This window comes from Agrococcus versicolor, assembly GCF_039531815.1.
Lineage (GTDB): Bacteria > Actinomycetota > Actinomycetes > Actinomycetales > Microbacteriaceae > Agrococcus > Agrococcus versicolor.
Genome location: NZ_BAAAQT010000001.1, coordinates 123,298 through 144,981 on the forward strand (window position 1 = coordinate 123,298; position 21,684 = coordinate 144,981).

Below are 21,684 nucleotides of genomic sequence, written 5' to 3' on the forward strand. Positions count from 1 at the left end.
CGCGGGGCTCGGACGAAGCGGCGTGCTCAGGCGTAGCGCCGCGCGACCGCCGCGAGCTCGGCGCCGTACGACGGCCCGTGCGAGACGGCGTGGACCGCGAGGGGATGCAGCTGGTGCAGGCCGAGCAGGTCGCGCCAGCCGGGCGCGAGGCTCGCGACCTCGGCGTGCGCGTTGAGGACGACGTCGAGGTGCGGCAGCCCGAAGAGCGCGAGCATCGCGAGGTCGGTGAGCGGATGCCCGCCGTGCGCGGCCGGGTCGATGAGCACGGCGCCGTCGGCCGTCCAGAGCACGTTGCCGCTCCAGAGGTCGCCGTGGATGCGCGCCGGCGGTCGATCGTCGTCGTGCTCGCCGGCCGCGATGCGGTCGCACACGCGCTCGACGACCCTCGCATCCGCGTCGCCGAGGTGGCCGGCGTCGACGGCTGCGCGCACGAACGGGCGGACGCGCTGCTCGGCGAACCCCTCGCCCCACGTCGCCGCGGGCTGCATGCCCTGGCGCTGGCGCCCGATCCACCCGTCGCCCTCGCAGCCTGGCGGGGGAGCGCACCAGCCGTCGGCGCCGGCGGCGTGCGTCGCGGCGAGGGCTCGGCCGAATGCCGCCGCGTCGTCGCGCGACGGCCGAGCCGGGCGGAGCTCGTCGAGCTCGATCGTGGCGCCGTCGTGCGCGCGCACCCGTACGGTGCGCGCGCCGCCGTGCGGCTCGGTCTCGGCGAGCCAGCGCAGGCTCGCCACCTCCCACGCGGCGGCGTCGGCGCCCCAGCGCACCTGCTTCACGAACGACATGCGTCCATCCTCTCGTCGGGTGCGTCGGGTGCGTCGGGTGCGTCGGGTGCGTCGGGTGCGTCGGGTGCGTCGGGTGCGCCGTGGGGCGTCGGGTGCGTCCGGCATGCCGTGGTGCGCCGGGAACGATGGGCCGCGGATGCCTGCCGAGCGCCCGTCCGCTCGCCGACGTCGGAGCGGCGCGTCGATCAGGCGAGGCTGGCGACGGTCCCGTGCGCTGCTCCATAGGCGCGCACGGCTCGACGCAGCGCCGGAGCGCGCCGCTGCGGGATCGGCGCCCAAGGGTCGATGGCGACCGACAGCCCTTGCTGGCCCTGCGTGCGCGTCCACGTGCCCGACACCGCGCCGTCGACCATCGCCGCGGGCAGGAAGAGGCCGTTCGCACCCGGCACCATGCGCTCGAGCGGCTCGCCGCGCAGCGTGCGCGAGCGATCCGCGTAGCCGAGCACGATCTCGTCGAACGGCGCGACGAGGTGCACGCCCTCGGCGGGCTCGAGCCCCGGAGCGTGCAGGAAGGTCGTGCCGTCGACCTCCATCGCCTCGAGCGCGCCGCCGACCGCGTCGACGCCTCGTCGAGCGTCGGTGACGGTGAGGCCCGTCCACCACGCGAGGTCGTGCACCGTCGCGGGACCGTGGCTCGTGAGGTACCGCCGCGCGACCTCCGCCAGCGCCTCGTCGCCGCGCAGGTCGCGCGGAGCCCGCACCCATGCGTCGTGCAGGGCGTAGTGCGTGCGGCTCACCATGACGACGTGCCCGTGGCGGGCCAGCCAGCCGAGGATGTGCGGACCGCGCTGCGCGTGGACGGGCTGGCCGGCGGCGACGAGCGCATCGAGCAGCGACTGCCGGGATGCGGGACCGTCGGCGAGGACGCGCTCGACGACGTCGCGGGCGCGGCCGAGCGCGGCGCCGTCGAGCTCGAGCACCTGCCGCATGCGCGTGGCGTCGCGGCGGTCGATGCGCTCGGCCGTGAGCGTCGCGAGCCAGCGCACGTCCTCCGCCGGCGTCCAGTGCAGCGTGCCGCGCATGGGCCACGACCGCACGACGTCGCCGGCCGCCTGCGCCGCCTCGACGTCGGCCGTGGTCGCGCCGCTGCGCAGCGCGACCGCCCAGAGCGACCCGAACCAGTCCTGCGCCTGCATCGAGAGCAGGTGCCGCACGGCGTCGGCCGGCGTCGCGGCCGGCTCGGCGAGCAGCTGCGCGCGCAGCCGCATGCCCAGCAGTCGACGCTCGTCCGACTCGAGCCTGCGCACCATGCGCCCAGCATGCCCTGCACCCCCGACGCCGGCCGACCCCGGCCGCTGGTCACCGTCGCACCCCGACTGGTCACGATCGCCCCCCGACTGGTCACAGTTGCACCTGCACCGGTCGCTATTGCACCTCGAAGCTCGTGTCTTGGGTGCAACAGTGACCAGTCATGTCCCAGGTCCTGCCGATCGGTCACGTTCCGCGTCGACTGGTCACCGTTGCACCTCGACCGGTCGCCGTCGCACCCTGACTGGTCGACGTTGCACCGACAGTGGGCGCCGTTGCACCTCGAAGCGCGTGTTCTAGGTGCAACAGTGACCAGTCATGCCTCGGGTTCCCGCCGGTCGGTCACGTCTCGCTTCGGCTGGGCACCAGCACCAGCACCAGCACCCGAACCCGCGAAGGCAGCCACGGCACGTGCGCGCAGGGCGAACGCCACCCCCGTCGGCCGCCGCGCGACCGCGCGTAGGCTGGGCAGGTGAGTCCAACGATCCGTCCGCGCAGGCTCCGACGCACCCCGGCGCTGCGGCGTCTCGTCGCCGAGACCCGCATCCATCCGAGCCAGCTCATCCTGCCGATGTTCGTCGCCGACGGCATCGCCGAGGCGCGGCCCATCGGCAGCATGCCGGGCGTCGTGCAGCACACGATCGACTCCGCGAGCCACGCCGTCGAGGAGGCCATCGAGGCGGGCATCGGCGGCGTCATGCTCTTCGGCGTGCCCAGGGACGAGGACAAGGATGCGACGGGCTCGGCCGGCATCGACCCCGACGGCATCCTCAACCGTGCGACCGCCGCGCTCGACGAGCGCTTCGGCGACGACACCGTCATCCAGACCGACCTGTGCCTCGACGAGTTCACCGACCACGGCCACTGCGGCGTGCTCGACGAGTGGGGCGGCATCGACAACGACGAGACCCTCGAGCGCTACGCCGAGATGGCGATCGCGCAGGTCGACGCAGGCTCGGCGATGGTGGGCCTCAGCGGCATGATGGACGGCCAGGTCGCCTTCGTGCGCGACGCGCTCGACGACGCCGGCTACGAGGACGCCGCGATCCTCGCCTACGCCGCGAAGTACGCGTCCGCCCTGTACGGCCCGTTCCGCGAGGCCGTCGGCTCGAGCCTGCAGGGCGACCGCCGCACGTACCAGCAGGATCCGGCGAACGCACGCGAGGGCGTGCGCGAGGCCGCGCTCGACGAGGCCGAGGGCGCCGACGTGCTCATGGTGAAGCCCGCGTCGTTCTACCTCGACGTGCTGCGCGACGTCGCCGACGAGGCGCAGGTGCCCGTGTGGGCGTACCAGGTGTCGGGCGAGTACGCGATGGTCGAGGCGGCCGCCGCGAACGGCTGGATCGACCGCGAGCGGGCGATCGCCGAGTCCGTCACGTCGATCGTGCGCGCCGGCGCCGACGCCGTGCTGACGTACTGGGCGGTCGAGCTGGCGCGCTCGCTGCGCTGACGCGCGGCGCCCCTCGCGCATCGCAGGCGATCCCGAGGGCCGCAGGGAGCATTCCCCTCAGCCACCCCCGATCGCCTGCGATGCGCACACCGCAGCACCACCGGACCGAGACCGAGGACGCAGGATGACCGAGCAGCAGACCACGAACGACGCGCTCTTCGATCGCGCCAAGGGGGCGATCCCCGGCGGCGTGAACTCGCCGGTCCGCGCGTTCGGGTCGGTGGGCGGCACGCCTCGCTTCATCCGCAGCGCCTCCGGTCCGTACATCACCGACGTCGAGGGCGTCGAGCGCGTCGACCTCGTCGCGTCGTGGGGTCCCGCCCTGCTCGGCCATGCGCATCCGGCGATCGTGCAGGCCGTGCAGGAGGCGGCGTCGCGCGGGCTGTCGTTCGGGGCGCCGACGGGCGGCGAGGTCGACCTCGCCGAGGAGATCACCCGCCGCGTGCCGATCGCCGAGCGCGTGCGCCTCGTCTCGACGGGCACCGAGGCGACGATGACGGCCATCCGCCTCGCCCGCGGCGCGACCGGTCGCGACCTGCTGATCAAGTTCGACGGGCACTACCACGGGCATTCGGACGCGCTCCTCGTCGCCGCCGGCTCGGGCCTCGCGACCCTCGCCATGCCGGGCTCGTCCGGGATCCCGGATGCGATCGCCCACACGACGATCGTGCTGCCGTACGACGACGAGCACGCCGTCGAGGCGGCGTTCGCCGAGCACGGCGACCGCATCGCGGCGATCATCGTCGAGGCGGCGCCCGCGAACATCGGCCTCATCGCGCCGCGACCCGGCTTCCACGCCTTCCTCGCTCGCACGGCGCACGCGCATGGGGCGCTGCTCATCAGCGACGAGGTGCTCACGGGCTTCCGCGTGCATCCGTCGGGCATGTGGGGCATCGAGGGCACGACGGGCGACGACGCCCCCGACATCCTCACGTTCGGCAAGGTCGTCGGCGGCGGCATGCCGCTCGCGGCGCTCGGCGGGCGACGCGACGTCATGGACCTCCTCGCCCCGCTCGGCCCCGTCTACCAGGCGGGCACCCTCTCGGGGAATCCGCTTGCCGTCGCGGCCGGCCTCACGCAGCTGCGCCTCGCCGACGACGCCGTCTACGCGCGACTCGACGAGGTCGCGGATGCCATCACGGCCGGGCTGTCGGATGCGCTGACCGCGGAGGGCGTCGAGCACGCGATCCCGCGGGTCGGCAGCCTCTTCTCGCTCGCCTTCGCCGCATCCGCGCCGCGCACGTACGACGACGCGAAGGCGCAGGCGATCTTCCGCCACGCGCCGTTCTTCCACGCGATGCTCGACGGCGGCGTCGCGCTGCCGCCGAGCCTGTTCGAGTCGTGGTTCGTCACGGCGTCGCACGACGACGCGGCGATCGAGCGCGTGCTCGCGGCGCTGCCGGCCGCCGCGCGCGCGGCTGCGGCGGCGCAGCCGGGCTGACGCCGGCGGGATGTGCGCGGCTGCGGGCCGGCATCGCGCATGCGGGCCCGCCGCGCCGCATCCGCGCACATCTCGCCGGGCCGCGGCGGCGCGGATGCCGTCGACCCGTGCGGTGATCGGTGCATCCAGGCGTATCGTGCGATCCATGAGTGCCGAAGACGCCATCCGCGAGACCCCGGACGCCGGCGAGTCCGCCCCCTTCGTCGATCACGACTTCGGTGGCGACGCCGCGCGTGACGCGACGCCCGATCACGTCGAGCCGTACGCGTCCCGCGACGACGAGGCACCCCGTACGTCGCCGGTCGCGCTGCCCGACCATGTCGAGCCGTACGCCTCGCGCGACGACGAGGCACCGCGCACGTCGCCGGTCGCGCTGCCCGACCACGTCGACCCCTACGCCTCCCGCGACGACGGCGGACCCGGCTCGGCGCCCGCTCCGACGCCCGACCAGGTCGACCCGTACTCGTCGCGCGGGTGATCGCGTCCGGCGCGGGCGCCGGGAGGGCGTCCGCGCCCGGTGCGAGCGCCGCGTGAGCCCCGCGCCGGCGCCCGCGCGTCAGAACAGCGTCGGACGCTTGCTCTCGATGCCCTTCATCGCGTCGTAGTCGAGCAGCAGGCAGCGGATGCCGCGGTCCTCGGCGAGCACGCGCGCCTGCGGCGCGATCTCCTGCGCCGCGAAGACCCCGACGACGGGCGCGATGCGAGGGTCGCGGTTCATGAGCTCGAGGTAGCGGGTCAGCTGCTCGACGCCGTCGATGCCGCCGCGTCGCTTGATCTCGACGGCGACCGTCGCCCCGGAGCCGTCGCGCGCGAGGATGTCGACCGGACCGATGGGCGTCATGTACTCGCGACGCCACAGCTCGTGCCCGTCGCCGAGCAGCTCGATCTGGTCGGCGAGCAGGGCCTGCAGGTGCGACTCGACGCCGTCCTTCGTGAGCCCGGGGTCGATGCCGAGCTCGTGCGCCGTGTCGGAGTGGACCTCGTGCACGCGCACGACGAGCGCGTCGCCCGTCTTCTGGTGCGTGACCGTCCACACCTCGGTGACGCCCGCGGCGGCCTGGTCGTCGCTCGGCGCGGCCGTCTCGACGACGCACGGCGGCGACATCCAGTTGAGCGGCTTGTACGAGCCGCCGTCGGAGTGCACGAGCAGCGAGCCGTCGGCCTTCAGCATGAGCACCCGCGTGGCGAGCGGCAGGTGGGCGGTGAGTCGACCGGTGTAGTCGACGGAGCAGTTCGCGACGACGAGCCTCATGGACGGACCTCCGCGGCAGGATCGGGCGCACCGGATGCGGTGCGCGGCTCGCGCGCGACGGCCGACGTCGCGAGCGAGAGGACGACGAAGGCGAGCACGACCCACATGGCCGGGCGGAGCCCCAGGTGCTCGCCGAGGAAGCCGAGCAGCGGCGGTCCGGCGAGGAACGCCACGTAGCCGATGGTGGCGACGGCGCCGACGCGGGCCGTGGCCATGCGCGGGTCGTCGGCCGCGGCCGACATGCCGATGGGGAAGCCGAGGGATGCGCCGAGCCCCCATAGCGCCGTGCCGACGAGGGCGACGGCCTGGCTGTCGACGACGATGACGAGCACGAGGCCCACGGCGGCGAGCGCGGCGGTGGCGCGCAGCATCGCGACGCGCCCGAAGCGCTCGATGAGCGGCACGCCGGCGAGCCGGCCGGCGGTCATCGCCGTGAGGAAGAGGGCGAAGGCGAGGGCGGCGCTCACCTGGTCGAAGCCGTGGCCGTCGACCATGAGCAGCGTGAGCCAGTCGTTCGCCGATCCCTCGGTGAGCGCCATGCCCAGCACGAGGCCGCCGATGAGCCACGTGCGCGCATCCGTCCACACCGACAGGCGCTCGCGGAACCCGACGTGGTCGCCCGGCTGCACGGGCTGCTCGACGAGATGGCGTCGCACGAGCAGGGCGAGCACGACGACGCCGACGAGCGCGATCGTGGTCTGCGGGCCGATGCCGAGGCCCGTCGCCTCGCCGAGCGCGCCGAAGCCCGCCCCGGCGACGGTGCCGAACGAGAAGAACGCGTGGAAGACGGGCATGATCGCCCGGCCGATGGCGCGCTCGTTCGCGGCACCCGAGAGGTTCATCGCGACGTCGGTGATGCCCGTGGACAGCCCTGTGACGAGCAGCCCGCCGATGAGCAGCGGGATGCTGCGCGCCTCGATGCCCCAGCCGGCCACCGTGAGCCCCGAGGCGAAGATCGTCAGGCCGACCACCATGACGACGCGCGTGCCGAGCCGCGCGACGACGTGGCTCGCGGTCGCGAGGCCGGCGATCGAGCCGACCGAGATGCCCAGCAGCGCCAGCCCCAGCTGGTCGACGGAGATGTCGAGCATGTCGCGCGCGGTCGGGAAGCGCGCCGCGATGGAGGCGAAGCCGAAGCCCATCGCGAAGAAGACGGCGAAGACGGCGTTCCTCCACCGGACGAGCTCGCGCATCCCACCATCCTCCCATCCGTCGCGCCTACGGTGGACGGCATGACCGGTGACGTGGACGAGGCGGTGGCCGCCGCGGTGGCGCCGTTGCAGCAGCGGATCGCGACCCTCGAGCAGCAGCTCGACTGGCTGTTCGTGCAGGCGGGCTACCAGCCGCCGAACGGCACGATCGCGCCGCCGGCCGAGCCGCCGTGGCCCTATGCCGTCTCGCCCGCCGTCGTGGATCTCATCCGTGCAGGCAAGCACATCCAGGCCATCAAGGAGATTCGGGTCGAGACGGGACTCGGGCTCGCGCAGGCGAAGGACCTCTGCGACAGGACGCGCGAGCAGCTCGAGCGCGAGGGCTGACGCGCGATCGGCGGCGAGCCGGCCGAGGCGGTCGTCGAGGTCAGCGCGTCGCGCCCAGCATCATCCACGCATCCGACCGGGCACGCAGGCCGAGCGTGAGCGCCCGCGCCCCGAGGAACCCGAAGCCGAACGCGACCCAGACGACGGCGAGGGCCGCGGCGCCGTGCGGCACCGCGGGCAGCAGCGCGAGCAGCAGCAGCGGCAGGTAGAGGGCGAGGTTCACGAGCCCCGTCCATGCGAGGTACCGGGCGTCTCCGGCGCCGATGAGCACGCCGTCGAGCACGAAGACGAAGCCCGCGAGCGGCTGGGCGAGCGCGAGCGGCACGAGCGCCCACGGCAGCAGCCCGATGACGGCGGGGTCGGACGTGAAGGCGCCGCCGACGACCCACGCGAGCGCGAGCATCGCGGCCCCGAGCATGCACCCGCTCACGAGCCCCCAGCGGACGAGTCGCCGCGTGATGCGCCGTGCGAGGGCGGCGTCGCCCGCCCCGAGCGCCTTGCCGAGCATCGCCTGCCCGGCGATGGCCAGCGCATCGAGCGCGAAGGCGAGCGTCGAGAACAGCGCGAAGGCCACCTGCGTCGCCGCGAGCACCTCGGTGCCCTGCTGCGTCGCGACCGCCGTCGTGGCGATGAGCGCGACGCGCAGCGACAGCGTGCGCAGCAGCAGCCACACCCCGACGCCCGCGACGCGTCCCACGGCGGCGAGCGACGGGCGCAGCGACACCCGCTCGCGCCGAGCCTCGCGGATCGCGAACGCGAGGAAGAACGCCGCCATGCCCCACTGCGCGACGACGGTGCCGATCGCCGAGCCGGCGACGCCGAGGTCGAGCCCGTAGATGAGCACGACGTTGAGGATGGCGTTCGCCGTGAAGCCCGCGCCGGCGACGACGAGCGGCGTGCGCGTGTCCTGCAGGCCGCGCAGCAGCCCGGTGGCGGCGAGCACGACGAGCATGGCGGGGAGGCCGAGGATCGAGATGCCGAGATACGTCGCGCCATGACCGGTGACGTCGCCGGCCGCGCCGAAGAGCGCGACGAGCGGCCGCGCGAGCGGGACGGCGAGCAGCAGCACGGCCCCGACGACGATCGCGAGCCAGATGCCGTCGATGCCGGCGCGGATCGCGCCGGGGCGGTCGCCGGCGCCGAGGCGTCTCGCGACGGCGGGCGTCGTGCCGTAGGCGAGGAAGATGAGCAGGCCCACGGCCGTCTGCAGCACGGTGGCGCCGAGGCCGACGCCGGCGAGCTGCGCCGCCCCGAGATGGCCGACGAGCGCGGTGTCGACGAGCAGGAAGGCCGGCTCGGCGACGAGCGCGCCGAGCGCGGGCAGCGCGAGGGCGACGATGTCGCGGTCGAGCAGCCGCCGCTCGGCGCGCGTGGAAGTCGTCCGCTCGCTCACCGGTCGAGGCTATGGCAGACGGTCGACGCCTCCCGAACCCCGTGGGGCTGAGGTGGGAGTGCAGCGAGCCTCAAAGCCGGTCGAAGCGCTGGGCGGGTGGGCGGCGAGAGGGGGTCGCGGAGGGGATAACGAGGACGGTCACTTCAGCGCACGCGCGGCCTGATGCTCAGCCTCAACGGCGGCTCGACCCGCGACCGCCTCAGCTCATTCCGCATGAGCGAGCCGAGGCGCCGCGACGCGCCAGAGGCATGCGGCCTGTCGGGCATCGCCGAGACGGACACGGACGTGCGCGCTGCCGGTCTTGCGGCGTGCTGATCGGCCGGTCTCGGCACCGTCTCGGTGGCGCAAGCGCTCGCCGACACCGGCCTCGAGCGACGCCGCCACTACGTCGTCGTCCTCGACGAGCTGTGGCAGGCGCTGCGCGTCGGCCACGGCATGGCACAACGCATCGATGTCCTCACGCGCCTCAACCGGCGCGAGGGCATCGGCCAGATCATGATCTTCCACACCATGAAGGACCTCGACTCGCTCAGCAACGAGGAGGACCGCGCGATCGCACGCGGGTTCGTCGAGCGCGCCGGCATGGTCATGTGCGGGGCGCTCTCACGCTCTGAGATGGTGAGGCTCACGTCGGTCGTGGACTTCTCGCAGACCGAGCAGGATCTGCTCGTGTCGTGGAACGACGCGCCCCCGTGGACGCTCGACCAGTTCGGGGGAGAGGCGCCGCCTCCGCCTGGTCGCGGCCGGTTCCTCATTAAGGTCGGCGGCCGGCCCGGCATCCCGATCGAGGTCAAGCTGACGTCGTTCGAGCTCGGCCTCGCCAACTCGAATCGTCGGTGGACCGAAGCCTCGAGGATCGGCGCACGATGAGCAGCACCCGCAAGACGTCGCCGGGCGGCGACGCCGGGGGAGCGGTGCTCCTCATCCTCGTGCTCGCAGGCCTTGGGCTCTATGCGGCCGTGTGGGGCGTTATGTCGCTGTCGCACCAGCTCGACGGCACCGGCGCTGACGTCCCCGTAAACCCGATCGAGTTCGTCGCCGCCCTCACGGCAGGCTCGCTGGCGTGGGCGCCGTCGGCGCTCATGCTCGGCATCGCCGCCACCGTGCTCGTCGCGGTCGTCGTCATCGACGGGGCGTTCCTCATCGGCCGCGCGCGCGGCAAGCGCTCGCGCGTCGATGTCGCGGCTCGGCACATGGGCCGCGGCCGCGACGTCGAGGGCCTGACCAAGCAGAACGCGGTGGCGATCGCCAAACGGCTCGGCGTCGACGCCGCGCCCGGCGTCGTGGTCGGCAAGTCCGTCGCGACCGGAGCGACGCTCTACGGCTCGTGGGAAGACCTGCACGTGGTCATCGCCGGCCCACGCACCGGCAAGACGACCTCCCTCGTCACCCCAGCCGTCGTGGAGGCCCCCGGCGCAGTGGTCACGACGTCGAACAAGCGCGACGTCGTCGACGCGACCCGCGACGTCCGCGCCAAGCGCGGCCAGGTGTGGGTGTTCGACCCGCAGGGCGTCGCCGAGGAGCCCGCGACCTGGTGGTGGGATCCGCTGTCGTACGTCACCGACGACGAGAAGGCGCGCACGCTCGCGACCCACTTCGCCACCGGCAGCCGCGACGCCTCCGCCAAGACGGACGCGTACTTCGACGGCGCCGGCCTCGTTCTACTCGCCGGGCTGCTGCTGGCCGCGGCTGTCGATCGACGGCCGATCACCGACGTCTACCGGTGGCTCACGCGCCCCACGGACGAGACGGCCGCGGACGTGCTGCGCGAGCGCTACCCGGTGATCTCTGACCAGCTGCTCGGTGCGATGCAGTCACCCGAGAAGCAGCGTGGCGGCATCTACGGCACTGCGCAGCAGATGGCAGCGTGCCTGACGAACTCGCGCATCCTGCCGTGGGTGACGCCGCCGGAGGGTGCCGACAAGTGGACTCGGCAGGCGTTCGACCCGCACGCGTTCGTGCAGCACACCGACACGGTCTATGCGCTGTCGAAGGAGGGCGCCGGCAACGCCGGTCTGCTCGTCACGGCACTCACCGTCGCGGTCATCGAGGCCGCCGAGGATCTCGCGAAGCGGTCGCCGAACGGCCGCCTTGTCACGCCGATGCTCGGCGTGCTGGACGAGGCCGCGAACGTGTGCCGCTGGCGCGACCTGCCATCGCTCTACTCGCACTATGGCTCGCGCGGCATCATCCTCATGACCGTGCTGCAGTCGTGGTCGCAGGGCGTCGACGTTTGGACCGAGTCGGGCATGAAGAAGCTGTGGTCGGCCGCGAACATCGCGACGTACCTCGGTGGCGTGAAGGAGACGGGCTTCCTCGAGGACCTCTCCAAGCTCGTCGGCTCGTACGACCGCGTCACCTCGTCCGTGACGTCCGGCCAGCGCACGTCGGTGTCGCGATCGCTGCAGCGCGATCGCATCCTCGACGTCGATGAGCTCTCTGCACTGCCTAGGGGCCGCGCAGTCGTCCTCGCGTCGGGCTCGCGCGCGACGCTCGTCCGCAGCCTGCCGTGGATGGCAGGCCAGCACGCCGACGCGATCCGAGCGTCGATCCAGGCGCACGACCCGCACAGCGCGTCGACGCTCGAGGACGCGTACGTGAGCCTCGCGAGCATGCAGGCGGCCGACCGTGAGCAGCAGGAGGCAGCATGAGCGACGACGTCGACGCCGACCTCGCCACCGGCGAGGTCGCGGCACCGGAGACACCACAGCTCATCTACGGCAACTGCGCCGAGTTCTTCGACGGCTTCCTCCGTCGCATCTACGTCCGCAGCATCAACGGCCGCGAAACGCACTGGTCGCCGCGCTGGTGGGAGAGCGCCGAAGCCGTGTATCGCATCGACGCAATGTGGCGCGCATGGGAGTCATTGAGGCTCGACGCAGCCCTCGGCGGCTCGACCTGGCTACGCGACCACATGGACTACCACATGGCCGTGCTGACGTCGTCGGCCGGCCCGTTCGCGCACCTCGACGATCGATACGGCGCGAAGGACGGCGGGCTGCCTCACGAGGCTCCGCCTGCTGGCATGTTCGTCGACGAGCGCGCCGCGGCGTAGACCCTCGCTACGCGCGTCAGGAATGCACCCGAGGTTGCTCAGCGACACTGGACAGCGCTCGTCGACAGACGCCGAAGCCATTTCCGTGAGGCACCTTGCAGGCAACCGCGAACAAGATCTCCATAAGCTGGCCGATTCGCAGCAGGCGTCGGCGCTGGGGGATGCAATATCAGTTGAGAACGCTACGGGTTGTGGCGCGTCATCGCGGCGTCGCTAGGGTAGTGATCGTGAGTCCTGAGGCTTCCAGACACTGACCGACCGCGGTCGGGACGCACCTGCGTTCCGTTCCGTGCTCCGTCGACCCTCATCTCGCGTCGCCGTCGGCTCCGCCGACGTGCGATCCGTCACGTCTGGAAGCACACCCTCATGCCCATCCTGATCTACGTCCTGGCTCTTGCCGCCTTCGCCCAGGGCACTAGCGAGTTCATGCTCGCTGGCCTGCTCACCGACATCTCCACCGACCTCGACGTCTCTCCCGCGGTCGCGGGCACCCTCACCTCGGCGTTCGCCGCGGGCATGGTCGTCGGAGCACCACTCATGGCAGCGTTCGGCGCCCGCCTGCCGGCACGCCGCTCGCTCGTCATCCTGCTGCTCGTATTCGTGAGCGTCCACGCGGTTGGCGCGTTCGCCGAGTCGTTCGAGCTGCTGCTGGCGACGCGCGTCGTCGCTGCGCTAGCGAATGCGGGATTCCTTGCCATCGCGCTCGGCACCGTGCGCAGAGTCGTCCCTATCGCCGCGGTGACTCGTGCTGTGTCGGTGCTGCTCGCGGGCACGACGCTCGCGGCGATCGCCGGCGTGCCGGCCGGCGCGGCCCTCGCGGAGGCGTCCGGGTGGAGGTCCACGTTCTGGGGCGTCGCGGTGCTGTGCGTGCCAGCTATCGTTGGACTGCTGCTTGATCGTTCGCTGCGCTTGAGCGGGGTCGGCCCGCGGTTCGACGTTCGCGTCGAGCTCGCCGAGCTGCGCCGTTGGCCCGTGCTCGGAGTCGTGGTGCTCGCGATGCTCGTCAACGCCGGCACGTTCGGCGTCTTCACCTACCTCGGGCTCATCGGGGAAGAGAGCGGCCTCGAAGGTGCCGCGATCCCGCTGCTGCTGGCAGCGTTCGGCGTCGGCTCGTTCCTCGGCGTCTCTGCGACCGCGCGGTGGGCTGGTGTGCGGGAGCGTCTCTGGGTAGTCGCCGGATCCGTGCTGCTGGCCATGGTCTGGGCAGTGTTTGCTGCAGTGTCAAGCGTGTCGTGGGGCATCGTGGTCATGGCCGCCGTTGGCGGCATCGTGTCGTTCGCCGTCGGTGCGACACTCATCGGACGCATCGTCCGCGAGGCGACGAACGCACCCGTCATGGGCGGGGCATACGCGACTGCCGCACTCAACATGGGAGCGCTCGCCGGGCCTCTTGCTGCGGGCGCCGCCCTGGTGGCGTTCGGCCCTGCGGGCGTGCTGGGGGTCGGCGCCGTGCTCGCGCTGTGCGCGGCCGTCCTCAGTACGTTCGCGATTGCACGCCGGCCCTAGCCAGCAAGGGTGGTGCGTTGACCGGTTGAAAGCAGCATCGTTTCCGATTTTCAGCTGGCGTAGCAACCGAATCGCGACGTCGTGACGAGTCTGGGCCCGAGCTCGAAGCCCTAAAGGCCAGCGAACCCGACAACGAGGTACAGCAAGGCGCTCGCCGCGAACCCGATGGCGGCGTAGGGGAGGATCGCGACCATCAGCTGGAACGGCGTGATGCCGATCGACTTCGACGCAAGGATGATGCCGTCGCCGTAAAGGCACGTGGTGCTACCGAGCGCGGCGCCCGAGAACACCGCGGCTCCTGCGACGATCGGGTCGGCGCCGACGGCAATCGCGAGCGGCAGCACGACCGGAGTCACGACGGCCGCGAGGTCCCAGAACGACCCGGTGGCGTAGGCGTACACGCCGCACACGACGAACACGAGCGCAGGCAGCAAGGCGGGGGCGAGTAGCGGCTCGACGGCGTCGATGACGAGGCTCGCCAGCCCGAGGTCGACGTTCTGCTCCTGGAGCATGAACGCGAGGAGCACGAGCACGAAGATCGCGAGCATGCTGCCGAGACCGTCGAGCGCGGCATCGAGCAGCCTGCGGATGCCGAGGCGTCGCTGCACGAGGGTGATCACGATCGTCACCGCGAGCGCCGCGATCGTGCCCTGCACGATGTTCGCCTCCGTGGCGATCGTGACGCCGACGAGCACGAGCATCGCGACGAGGAACGGCCACGGCTGCGGTCTGTGCGTCGGCCGCGGCGGCGCCTCGGTCGCGATGACGGCTCGCGACTCGTCGACGCTTGTCTCGTCGCCCTCGGCCGTTGCCGCCCCGCCTACCGCTCCAGCGGCGACCGTGCCGTCGGCCGGTGCCACCGTGCCCGCCGGGAAGACATCGCCGGAGGCCGCCGCCCGCAGGCCATCGCGCTTGATGGCGCCCCATCGCGGCAGCCATCCCATCGCGAGCAGGAAGGCCAGGAGCACGCCGAGCCAGCCGAAGAAGACGTACGGGATCGCCTGCAGGTACGCGCCGAACCCCGATCCGCCCGCCGTGACGCCGTCGGCCTCGAACAGTCCCGAGAAGAACAGCGCCCAGGTCGAGAAGGGCACGATGACCGCGATGGGCGCCGCCGTGAGCTTCATGATGGTGCCGAGCTCGGTGCGAGGCACGCGGTAGCGGTCTGTGACGCCCTGCATCGAGGCCCCCACCGTGAGCACGTTCAAGTAGTCGTCGACGAACAGCACGACGGCGAGCACGAACGACAGCACCGTCGAGCGGCGCCGCGTCGTGACGAAGCGCTCCGTCCAGCTCGCGAAGTCGCGAACGATGCCCGACCGCTCGAACAGCGTGATGAGGATGCCGAAGAGCGCGACGATGAGCAGCAGCCACTGCGTCGTCTCGTTCGCGAGCGAGCGGCCGACGAACGCCACCCACACGTCGACGGCGTTCCAGCCGCCGAGCAGCGCGGCACCGACGATCGTGCCGCAAAGCAGGGCGAGGAGCGTGCGCCTCGTCGCCACGGACACGATGAGGACGACGGCGACGGGCAGCAGCGCGAGCGCTCCGAGATCGGTCATGGGGAATCCTGTCCGGAGCGGATGGGGGCGTGCATAGGGGTGGTCGGCTCAGGCGGTGGGGCCGGAGGTCGGACGTCCGTCGATCGCCGTCTCGAGGACGGGGAGCGAGACGAGGTCGTCCGGGGAGACCTCGAGCGGGCTCTCCTCCCAGACGGCGTAGTCGGCGCGGGTGCCCGGCGCGAGAATGCCGAGGTCGGCATCGCCCTGTGCGAGCGCCGCACCGCGCGTGGCGCCGTGGAGCGCCTGCATGGCCGTGAGGCGCTGCTCGGGCTCGAAGACGAACGCGTCCCGGTCGCCGGGCGTGCGTCGCAGCATCGCCCACGCGAGCCCGACGCGGGCGTCGGACTGCGCGATCGGCCAGTCGGAGCCGAGCGCCAGGGGGACGCCGGCACGCAGCATGTCGCCGGCGCGCCACGCGCGCGCGCTGCGCTCGGGGCCCAGTCGCGTCGACCAGTCGTCGCTGCCGTCGGGCTTGCGCCACTGCATGTGGAGGGGCTGGATCGACGCCGTGATGCCCGCTGCCGCAAGGCGCGCCAGATCGGCGTCCGCGAGGGTCTCGAGGTGCTCGATGCGGTGGGAGGCGCCGGACGCGGGTCGCTCGACGGCGAGATAGGCGTCGATCGCGCTGCCGATCGCCCGGTCGCCGATCGCATGCGTCGCAATCTGGAACCCCGCCTCCGCATAGCGCCGCACCGTGCGCTCGTAGGTGGCGACGTCACCCCAGAACGGCGTGTTGCCGCCGCCTGCGGAGTCGGGCTCGTACAGCCAGGCGGTGCCCGTCTCGACGACGCCGTCGGCGTAGAGCTTCACGAGCCCCGCGCGCCAGCGGCTCCCTGCGCGGTCGCGGAGGGCGATGTTCGCCTGGGTGCGTGCCTCGTCGAAGCCGGGCTGGTGATCGATCGCCGTGACGATGCGCACAGGGAGCCCCAGCGCGTCGAGGTCGCTCAGGAGGTCGAGGTCGCTCGCTGTGCCGTCCATGATGCAGCCTCCCGTGAGCCCGGAGGCGCCGAGGCCGGCGAGCAGGGTGCGGGCCCTGTCGAGACGCTCCTGGCGCAACCACGCGGGGGCGGCGTCGATCACCGGCCAGAACGCGCTCATCTCGCGCAGTTCGCCCGTGGGACGTCCGTCGGCGTCGACGACGACCTCGGCGGTGTCTGCGAACGCGATGGCGCGGTCGATGCCGGTGCGGCGGAGCGCCTCAGTGCTCGCGAGCGCCGTGTGCCCGTCGAAGAGCACGATGAGCGCGGGGAGCCCGCGGACGGCGTCGTCGATGGCCGCTGCCGTGCGGGGAAGGTCGTGGAAGACGTCGTAGTCGAGGTTCCACGCCCGCACCCAGGGATCGTCGTCGCCTACGACGCGGTCGGCCTCCGCGCGCAGCGCACGCAGCAGCGCGTCGGCCGTGACGATGCCGGCGAGGTCGCATCCGGCTGCGAGGTCGAGTCCCTGGATCGGGTGGAGGTGCGCATCGATGAGACCGGGCGTGACGGTGCGGCCGCGCAGGTCGCGCACCTCGGTCACGTCTCCGACGAGGTCGGTCATGGCCGCGGCATCCGCGACGGCGAGCACGCGACCGCCGCGGATGGCGATCGCCTCGGCGTGCGGACGGCGAGGGTCCATCGTGACGACGTTCGCGTTCGTGAGGATCGTGTCTGCGGCCGGCGACGGCATCCTGGCTCCCTGCTCCGCGACGATGCGGATATATTGAATGCGCTTCAATTATGTTGGAGCATACGCTTGACGGACGTTTCGCACAACGGCGGGCGCGAGGACGGGGCGATGGCGGAGCAGCGGCGGGTCGGGCGACCGTCCACGGCCGTGCTCTCGAGCGAGCGCATCGTGGAGGCCGCGTTCGGCCTCGTGCGAGCTCGTGGTGCGCGCGGCTTCACGATGACGGCGCTCGCAGAGGATCTAGGCGTCCGGCCGTCGGCGATCTACCATCACGTGCCCGGTCGCGACGCCCTCATCGGACGCATGCGCAGGCGCGTGTCGGCGTCGATCGACCGGACGCCATTTGAGCACGAGCCCATCGTCGACGCCTTCGTCGCCTGGGGTCGCTCCTATCGGGCCGCCTTCGCCTCCACGCCCGAGAGCATCGTGCTGCTCGCGACGCTGCCCATCGATGCCGACCTCGAGTCCTTCGACGAGTACGAGCTGATTACGCGCAGGCTCGTCTCGGAGGGGTGGCCGATCGAGCGCACGCTCGACACCATCGTCGCCATCGAGTCGTTCATCCTCGGCTCGGCACTCGATGCGCTCGCGCCCGCCGGGAACATGCGACCGGGCGCGTACGCGGATGCTGTCCCGACCTTCGCGCGCGCCGAGATGGCGCGGGACGCAGCCGGTGGCGATTCAGCTGCGCGCACCTTCGAGATCGGGCTGCGCGCGCTCGTGGCGGGTCTGCGGGAGTGGGCGCTGGGCTGACGAGGTGTTGTGCGACGGGCGATGGCAGCGCGTCGCGCGTTGAGCGTCGAGGCGGGTTGCTTCTGCTCGTCCTCGTGGGGGATGAGCATCGCGCGGAAGTCGCCGGGCTGCCGCGTCGCGCCGGCGGGGCAGCGCCGCCTTGAGTGAACCAGAGTCGGGCGCGTCGCCGCCCTCTGGCGCGGCAGCGGTCGCGGCTCGGAAGAGATGCGCCGACCGGTCGTGACCGCCATCGTGGACGGCAAGCGCTCTGGCAGTGGGTGTCGCATGCCTGCCCGTATGCACGAGCTCCTGATGTCCGCTCCGCCACCGCCTGCATCTGCTCCGGGGTGCCATCGATCAATCCTTACGCAGGATGGGAGTCCGTCCGGAGTCCACGGACCGCGTGGTCGATGATCGATTGCACCGCTGCGTTGTTGACGCTCGCATGCCCAACGAGGGTCCGGTAGATGAGGGGTCCGAAGAAGAGATCAATCGCCTCATCGATGTCGACGTCGGCCCGGAAGTAGGCTGACTCGATGCATCGCTCGACGATGGTCGCGAACCCCTTGCGACGCTCGTCGAGGAAGAACGTCCGGAAGTAGGCCGCGGTCGTCGCATCGTTCGCGCAGGCACCGACCAGTTCCGCGAAGGTGACGCCGAGCGGCCCGCGGTAGAAGGCCCCGATGTCCGTTAGGTAGGCCACGAGATCGGCGGGTGGGTTGTCGGTGTTTGGGACCACCAGTTGTTCTGACATGAGCTGCCCGAACGCCTCGGCAGCGATGGCCTGACGCGACGGCCAGTGTCGGTACAACGTGACCTTGCTCACCCCGGACAAGTCTGACACCGCCTCGACCGTTGCTGCCCGCAAGCCGCCCGTTGCCAGCAGATCCGCCGCCGCGCGCAGCGCCCGCTCGTGCACGGCAGCGCTGCGCGCGCCCTGCGGAAGTGGCGCCACCTCCGCCCGTACCTCGTCGAGAGGCCGATGCCCCATGGGTTCTCCTTCTGCTCAGCGCCCGTGCAGGCCTCACGTCCAAGTATTGCCGACCTGGCCCGCCCCGCCCCGTTCGTAAGTTGTATATGTACGCAACGTACAGTACAGTAGCGTGAGAGACGCGGAGGCACCATGGCGCAGTTGACAGGCATGACCATCCTCATCACCGGAGGCAGCAAGGGCATTGGGCAGGAGATCGCCCGCACGGCAGCCGCACGCGGCGCAAGGACCCTCATCGCTTATGGCGGCGACCACGCCGCGGCGGCGAGCACGGTGCGAGAGCTCGAGGTTCTGACACCAGGTGCTGCGGCGTTCCAGGCAGACCTCGCCACGGAGCGGGGCGTGCGCGAGCTCTTCGAGCGAGTCGCCGAGCGCGTGGACACCATCGACGCACTCGTTAACTCTGCCGGGGTCTTCGAGACGGCTCCGCTCGAGGAGGTCACCGACGACACGTTCGCCTACCACTTCGCCCTCAACGTCTTCGGCCTGACGCATGCGATCAAGGAGGCGATGGCACGTTTCTCCCCGCGAGGTGGAAGCGTCGTCAACATCGGATCGAGCGTGTCTTCGTTCACGCCCGCAGGCTCAGTCGTATACAACGCCAGCAAGGGCGCCGTGGACGCGATCACTCGCACGCTCGCAAACGAGCTGGGCCCGCGCGGCATCCGCGTCAACTCGATCAACCCTGGACTCACCGCGACCCCCGGCATGCAACGGAGCGAGTTCTCTGCCGACGCCTTCGTGCGTGACATCGAGGCGCGGACACCCCTCGGCCGGATCGGCGTCCCCGCCGACCTGGCAGGCGCCGCCTGCTTCCTCATCTCCGAGGAGTCCTCCTGGCTCACCGGAGAGACCATCGTCATCGGCGGCGGCCTGCACTAGCGCTCCGGCGCGGAGCGTCGCGCCTCCCGACTTCACCCATTCCTCCACCTCTACGACAGCAAGGAACAAACACATGAGAATCTCTGGCAACACCATCTTCATCGCCGGCGGCACGTCCGGCATCGGCCTCGAGCTCGCGATCCGACTCTCGAAGGAGGGCAACGCCGTCATCGTGGGCGGACGCCGTCGCGACCGTCTCGAGGAGATCACGGCCGCGCATCCCGCGCTGGGGACGGTCGAGATCGACGTCGACGACACAGCATCCATCCGTCGCGCGTTCGAGCACGTGACCGCCTCCCACCCGGCGCTGAACGTCCTCGTGACGATGTCGGGCATCATGCACCCCGAGGACCTCACGTCGCCCGACTCGCTGCAGATCGCCGAGCGCACCGTGACGACGAACATCCTCGGCACCATTCGCTTGGCCTCGCAGTTCATCCCCTTCCTGCGCGAGCAGGAGGCCGCAACCATCATCACGGTGACGTCGGCCCTGGCCTTCGTCCCGCTGCCGATGACCCCGACCTACAACGCGTCGAAGGCCGCAATCCACTCGTTCACCGAGAGCATGCGTGTGCAGCTGGCGGACACCTCGATCCAGTGCATCGAGATCGCACCCCCCGGAGTGCGCACGACCCTGATGGGTCAGGAGGACTCTGAGGCCGCGATGCCGCTCGACGCGTTCGTCAACGAGGTCATCGCCCTGCTTGAGGCGAACCCGGAGGCGAAGGAGATCATCGTGGAGGCCGCTGCCGGCCTTCGGTACGCCGAGGCGAATGGCAACTACGACGAGATGCTCGCGATGCTCAGCTGACGCGAGACGTCGACCCGCGGCACCCGCCGCGAAATCCAGACGAGGCCGGTGCATCCTGCGCCGGCCTCGTCGTTCATGTGCCCGCGACATCACCCCGTGAGGCGCTCGTCCCTCCACCCCGTCGACGGCCGATCGCGAGGAGGCCGCAGACGAACGTCACCGCTGCGAGCACGAGCATGGTCACCTCGACGGCGATCCAGGAGCCGGTGAGCGTACGGACGAGACCGGCGGTGAAGGGAAGTCCTCCGGCGACGACATATCCGACGCTCTGCGCTCGGCCCGACAGCGCGAGCGTCGCAGCGGCGGACTCCGCCGTGATGCTGAAGATCACGATGCTGAGCGAGAACGCCGAGGTGACCCCAATCGCCAGCACGACGGCGGCGCCGAGCGCGATGCCTCCCGAGCCCAGGAGCACTCCGATTGCGCCGGCACACTGCAGGACGGCGGCAACGACGACCATCCCGCGCAGCCCGACCCGGCCGAGCGCGAGCGACGGCGTGACGAGGCACGTGACGACACCCGCCAGGCTGAACGCGCCGACGCCGAAGGCCGCCTGTTCGATGCTGAGCGACTTCTCCATGAGCAGCGGCAGCAGCCATGAGGCAGCGAGGTAGAAGAACGACGCCTGCGCCCCGAAGAAGATCCCGGCCGTCAGCACATCGCCGACTCTCGTGAGCTGTGGTGTCGACGCGGCCTGAGGTCGCGGTAGTGCGGTCTCGTAGGCGCGGAGGCTTGGCGCGAGCCACGCCAGGACCGCGACGACCGAGACTGCCGCCGTCACCGCGAGCACCATGCGCCACTGGATGTCCAGGCCGTCGGTAAGTGGCAGGGCGAGCGCGACGCCTGCACCGCCGCCGGCCGAAATCAGAGCCGTGCAGATACCCGTCACACGGCCGACCTGATCGGGGAAGAACGTCCGTGCGGCGACCGGGAGCAAGACGTTCGTGACGCACAGCCCGGCAGCCACCAGCGCCGTGCCCAGGTAGAGCAGCGCAGTCTCGGGCACCAGGCGCAGCGCGCTGCCCGCCACGACGGCCGCCATCGCGGTCGCCAGCACGGTCGTGATCCGCATGCCGCGCAGCAGCGCCGGAACCAGCCAGCTGAACATTGCGAACACCACGAGCGGTACCGAGCCGAGCAATCCAACTTGCGCGATGGAGAGCTCGCCGTCGGCGAGCATGGAGGGAGTGAGAGGGCCGACGACGGTGAGCGGAGGCCGAAGTGCCAAGGACGTGATCGCCATGGCGGCGAGGCCGGACGATGCCCATCGGCCGGAGCGCGCAAGCCTGATCGGTCCGTCGTGCGGGAGGGGCGCGGTTTCGCCAGTCATGGGCTCCAAGGAGACATAGTCCTAAGAGGGACCCGTGCGCAGG

The 21,684-nt window shown here is 71.5% G+C and carries 20 protein-coding genes; 11 read left to right on the forward strand and 9 right to left on the reverse strand.

The window, feature by feature from the left end:
- Window positions 1-26: 26 nt before the first annotated feature.
- Window positions 27-782 (reverse strand): fructosamine kinase family protein, encoded by a 756-nt coding sequence (locus tag ABD249_RS00625; protein WP_344339273.1) that lies wholly within the window; start codon window positions 780-782, stop codon window positions 27-29.
- A 185-nt stretch (window positions 783-967) separates the two neighbouring features.
- Window positions 968-2,032 carry a winged helix DNA-binding domain-containing protein gene (locus tag ABD249_RS00630; RefSeq protein ID WP_344339275.1) on the reverse strand — a complete coding sequence of 355 codons (1,065 nt, stop codon included), beginning with the start codon at window positions 2,030-2,032 and terminating at the stop codon, window positions 968-970.
- A gap of 470 nt (window positions 2,033-2,502) precedes the next feature.
- Between ABD249_RS00630 and hemB the strand changes: the two genes are divergently transcribed.
- The 3 genes from hemB (at window position 2,503) to ABD249_RS00645 (ending at window position 5,399) form a co-directional block, all read left to right on the forward strand.
- Complete coding sequence (gene hemB, locus ABD249_RS00635; RefSeq protein WP_344339278.1) at window positions 2,503-3,480, forward strand: porphobilinogen synthase; 978 nt, start codon at window positions 2,503-2,505, stop codon at window positions 3,478-3,480.
- 124 nt (window positions 3,481-3,604) lie between these two features.
- A complete protein-coding gene (gene hemL / locus ABD249_RS00640; protein ID WP_344339280.1) occupies window positions 3,605-4,921 on the forward strand; it encodes a glutamate-1-semialdehyde 2,1-aminomutase in 1,317 nt (438 codons plus the stop codon).
- A 145-nt stretch (window positions 4,922-5,066) separates the two neighbouring features.
- A complete protein-coding gene (locus ABD249_RS00645) occupies window positions 5,067-5,399 on the forward strand; it encodes a hypothetical protein (RefSeq protein ID WP_344339282.1) in 333 nt (110 codons plus the stop codon).
- Between the two features lie 78 nt (window positions 5,400-5,477).
- Here ABD249_RS00645 and nucS read toward each other — a convergent pair whose 3' ends face one another.
- Both nucS and ABD249_RS00655 read right to left on the reverse strand, forming a co-directional pair.
- Window positions 5,478-6,173, reverse strand: coding sequence for an endonuclease NucS (nucS, locus tag ABD249_RS00650; RefSeq protein ID WP_344339284.1), 696 nt, complete (start codon window positions 6,171-6,173; stop codon window positions 5,478-5,480).
- A complete protein-coding gene (locus ABD249_RS00655) occupies window positions 6,170-7,366 on the reverse strand; it encodes an MFS transporter (protein WP_344339287.1) in 1,197 nt (398 codons plus the stop codon). The genes nucS and ABD249_RS00655 overlap by 4 nt, the downstream gene beginning before the upstream one ends.
- Window positions 7,367-7,405: 39 nt before the next feature.
- On the opposite strand from ABD249_RS00655, the gene ABD249_RS00660 reads away from it, so the two are divergent.
- Window positions 7,406-7,711, forward strand: coding sequence for a hypothetical protein (locus tag ABD249_RS00660; protein ID WP_344339290.1), 306 nt, complete (start codon window positions 7,406-7,408; stop codon window positions 7,709-7,711).
- A gap of 40 nt (window positions 7,712-7,751) precedes the next feature.
- Here the strand turns inward: ABD249_RS00660 and ABD249_RS00665 are convergent, their stop codons facing one another.
- On the reverse strand, window positions 7,752-9,104 hold the full coding sequence (locus ABD249_RS00665; protein ID WP_344339292.1) for an MATE family efflux transporter: 1,353 nt from the start codon (window positions 9,102-9,104) through the stop codon (window positions 7,752-7,754).
- 339 nt (window positions 9,105-9,443) lie between these two features.
- Between ABD249_RS00665 and ABD249_RS00670 the strand changes: the two genes are divergently transcribed.
- From ABD249_RS00670 to ABD249_RS00685, 4 genes are all read left to right on the forward strand, one after another.
- Entirely contained in the window at window positions 9,444-9,974 is a 531-nt protein-coding gene (locus ABD249_RS00670) for a hypothetical protein (protein WP_344339293.1), read from the forward strand.
- Window positions 9,971-11,755, forward strand: a complete 1,785-nt coding sequence (locus tag ABD249_RS00675) for a type IV secretory system conjugative DNA transfer family protein (RefSeq protein ID WP_344339295.1) — start codon at window positions 9,971-9,973, stop codon at window positions 11,753-11,755. The genes ABD249_RS00670 and ABD249_RS00675 overlap by 4 nt, the downstream gene beginning before the upstream one ends.
- A complete protein-coding gene (locus ABD249_RS00680) occupies window positions 11,752-12,159 on the forward strand; it encodes a DUF4913 domain-containing protein (protein WP_344339297.1) in 408 nt (135 codons plus the stop codon). Before ABD249_RS00675 ends, ABD249_RS00680 begins: the two co-directional genes overlap by 4 nt.
- A 366-nt stretch (window positions 12,160-12,525) precedes the next feature.
- The gene (locus ABD249_RS00685; RefSeq protein ID WP_344339299.1) at window positions 12,526-13,665 is read left to right on the forward strand and encodes an MFS transporter; all 1,140 of its coding nucleotides are present in this window, start codon (window positions 12,526-12,528) and stop codon (window positions 13,663-13,665) included.
- Between the two features lie 110 nt (window positions 13,666-13,775).
- On the opposite strand, the gene ABD249_RS00690 is transcribed toward ABD249_RS00685, so the two are convergent.
- Together ABD249_RS00690 and ABD249_RS00695 are read right to left on the reverse strand one after the other, a co-directional pair.
- The gene (locus tag ABD249_RS00690) at window positions 13,776-15,227 is read right to left on the reverse strand and encodes a Na+/H+ antiporter NhaC family protein (RefSeq protein WP_344339300.1); all 1,452 of its coding nucleotides are present in this window, start codon (window positions 15,225-15,227) and stop codon (window positions 13,776-13,778) included.
- Window positions 15,228-15,275: 48 nt separating this feature from the next.
- A complete protein-coding gene (locus ABD249_RS00695; RefSeq protein WP_344339302.1) occupies window positions 15,276-16,943 on the reverse strand; it encodes an amidohydrolase in 1,668 nt (555 codons plus the stop codon).
- A gap of 18 nt (window positions 16,944-16,961) precedes the next feature.
- Here ABD249_RS00695 and ABD249_RS00700 point away from each other — a divergent pair, with 18 nt between their 5' ends.
- Window positions 16,962-17,648, forward strand: coding sequence for a TetR family transcriptional regulator (locus ABD249_RS00700; protein WP_344339304.1), 687 nt, complete (start codon window positions 16,962-16,964; stop codon window positions 17,646-17,648).
- A 343-nt stretch (window positions 17,649-17,991) separates the two neighbouring features.
- Here ABD249_RS00700 and ABD249_RS00705 read toward each other — a convergent pair whose 3' ends face one another.
- Window positions 17,992-18,618, reverse strand: coding sequence for a TetR/AcrR family transcriptional regulator (locus ABD249_RS00705; protein ID WP_344339307.1), 627 nt, complete (start codon window positions 18,616-18,618; stop codon window positions 17,992-17,994).
- 150 nt (window positions 18,619-18,768) lie between these two features.
- Here ABD249_RS00705 and ABD249_RS00710 point away from each other — a divergent pair, with 150 nt between their 5' ends.
- Together ABD249_RS00710 and ABD249_RS00715 are read left to right on the forward strand one after the other, a co-directional pair.
- Window positions 18,769-19,500: an SDR family NAD(P)-dependent oxidoreductase gene (locus ABD249_RS00710; RefSeq protein WP_344339308.1), complete on the forward strand. Its 732-nt coding sequence runs from the start codon at window positions 18,769-18,771 to the stop codon at window positions 19,498-19,500.
- A gap of 73 nt (window positions 19,501-19,573) precedes the next feature.
- A complete protein-coding gene (locus ABD249_RS00715) occupies window positions 19,574-20,311 on the forward strand; it encodes an SDR family oxidoreductase (RefSeq protein ID WP_344339311.1) in 738 nt (245 codons plus the stop codon).
- A gap of 73 nt (window positions 20,312-20,384) precedes the next feature.
- Here the strand turns inward: ABD249_RS00715 and ABD249_RS00720 are convergent, their stop codons facing one another.
- Complete coding sequence (locus tag ABD249_RS00720; RefSeq protein ID WP_344339312.1) at window positions 20,385-21,641, reverse strand: MFS transporter; 1,257 nt, start codon at window positions 21,639-21,641, stop codon at window positions 20,385-20,387.
- Window positions 21,642-21,684 lie beyond the last annotated feature (43 nt).

Coding starts and splice junctions, on each gene's coding strand:
- ABD249_RS00625 (WP_344339273.1), bottom strand. CDS start 782: ATGTCGTTCGTGAAGCAGGTGCGCTGGGGCGCCGACGCCGCCGCGTGG.
- ABD249_RS00630 (WP_344339275.1), bottom strand. CDS start 2,032: ATGGTGCGCAGGCTCGAGTCGGACGAGCGTCGACTGCTGGGCATGCGG.
- hemL (WP_344339280.1), top strand. CDS start 3,605: ATGACCGAGCAGCAGACCACGAACGACGCGCTCTTCGATCGCGCCAAG.
- ABD249_RS00645 (WP_344339282.1), top strand. CDS start 5,067: ATGAGTGCCGAAGACGCCATCCGCGAGACCCCGGACGCCGGCGAGTCC.
- nucS (WP_344339284.1), bottom strand. CDS start 6,173: ATGAGGCTCGTCGTCGCGAACTGCTCCGTCGACTACACCGGTCGACTC.
- ABD249_RS00655 (WP_344339287.1), bottom strand. CDS start 7,366: ATGCGCGAGCTCGTCCGGTGGAGGAACGCCGTCTTCGCCGTCTTCTTC.
- ABD249_RS00660 (WP_344339290.1), top strand. CDS start 7,406: ATGACCGGTGACGTGGACGAGGCGGTGGCCGCCGCGGTGGCGCCGTTG.
- ABD249_RS00675 (WP_344339295.1), top strand. CDS start 9,971: ATGAGCAGCACCCGCAAGACGTCGCCGGGCGGCGACGCCGGGGGAGCG.
- ABD249_RS00680 (WP_344339297.1), top strand. CDS start 11,752: ATGAGCGACGACGTCGACGCCGACCTCGCCACCGGCGAGGTCGCGGCA.
- ABD249_RS00685 (WP_344339299.1), top strand. CDS start 12,526: ATGCCCATCCTGATCTACGTCCTGGCTCTTGCCGCCTTCGCCCAGGGC.
- ABD249_RS00690 (WP_344339300.1), bottom strand. CDS start 15,227: ATGACCGATCTCGGAGCGCTCGCGCTGCTGCCCGTCGCCGTCGTCCTC.
- ABD249_RS00705 (WP_344339307.1), bottom strand. CDS start 18,618: ATGGGGCATCGGCCTCTCGACGAGGTACGGGCGGAGGTGGCGCCACTT.
- ABD249_RS00710 (WP_344339308.1), top strand. CDS start 18,769: ATGACCATCCTCATCACCGGAGGCAGCAAGGGCATTGGGCAGGAGATC.
- ABD249_RS00715 (WP_344339311.1), top strand. CDS start 19,574: ATGAGAATCTCTGGCAACACCATCTTCATCGCCGGCGGCACGTCCGGC.
- ABD249_RS00720 (WP_344339312.1), bottom strand. CDS start 21,641: ATGACTGGCGAAACCGCGCCCCTCCCGCACGACGGACCGATCAGGCTT.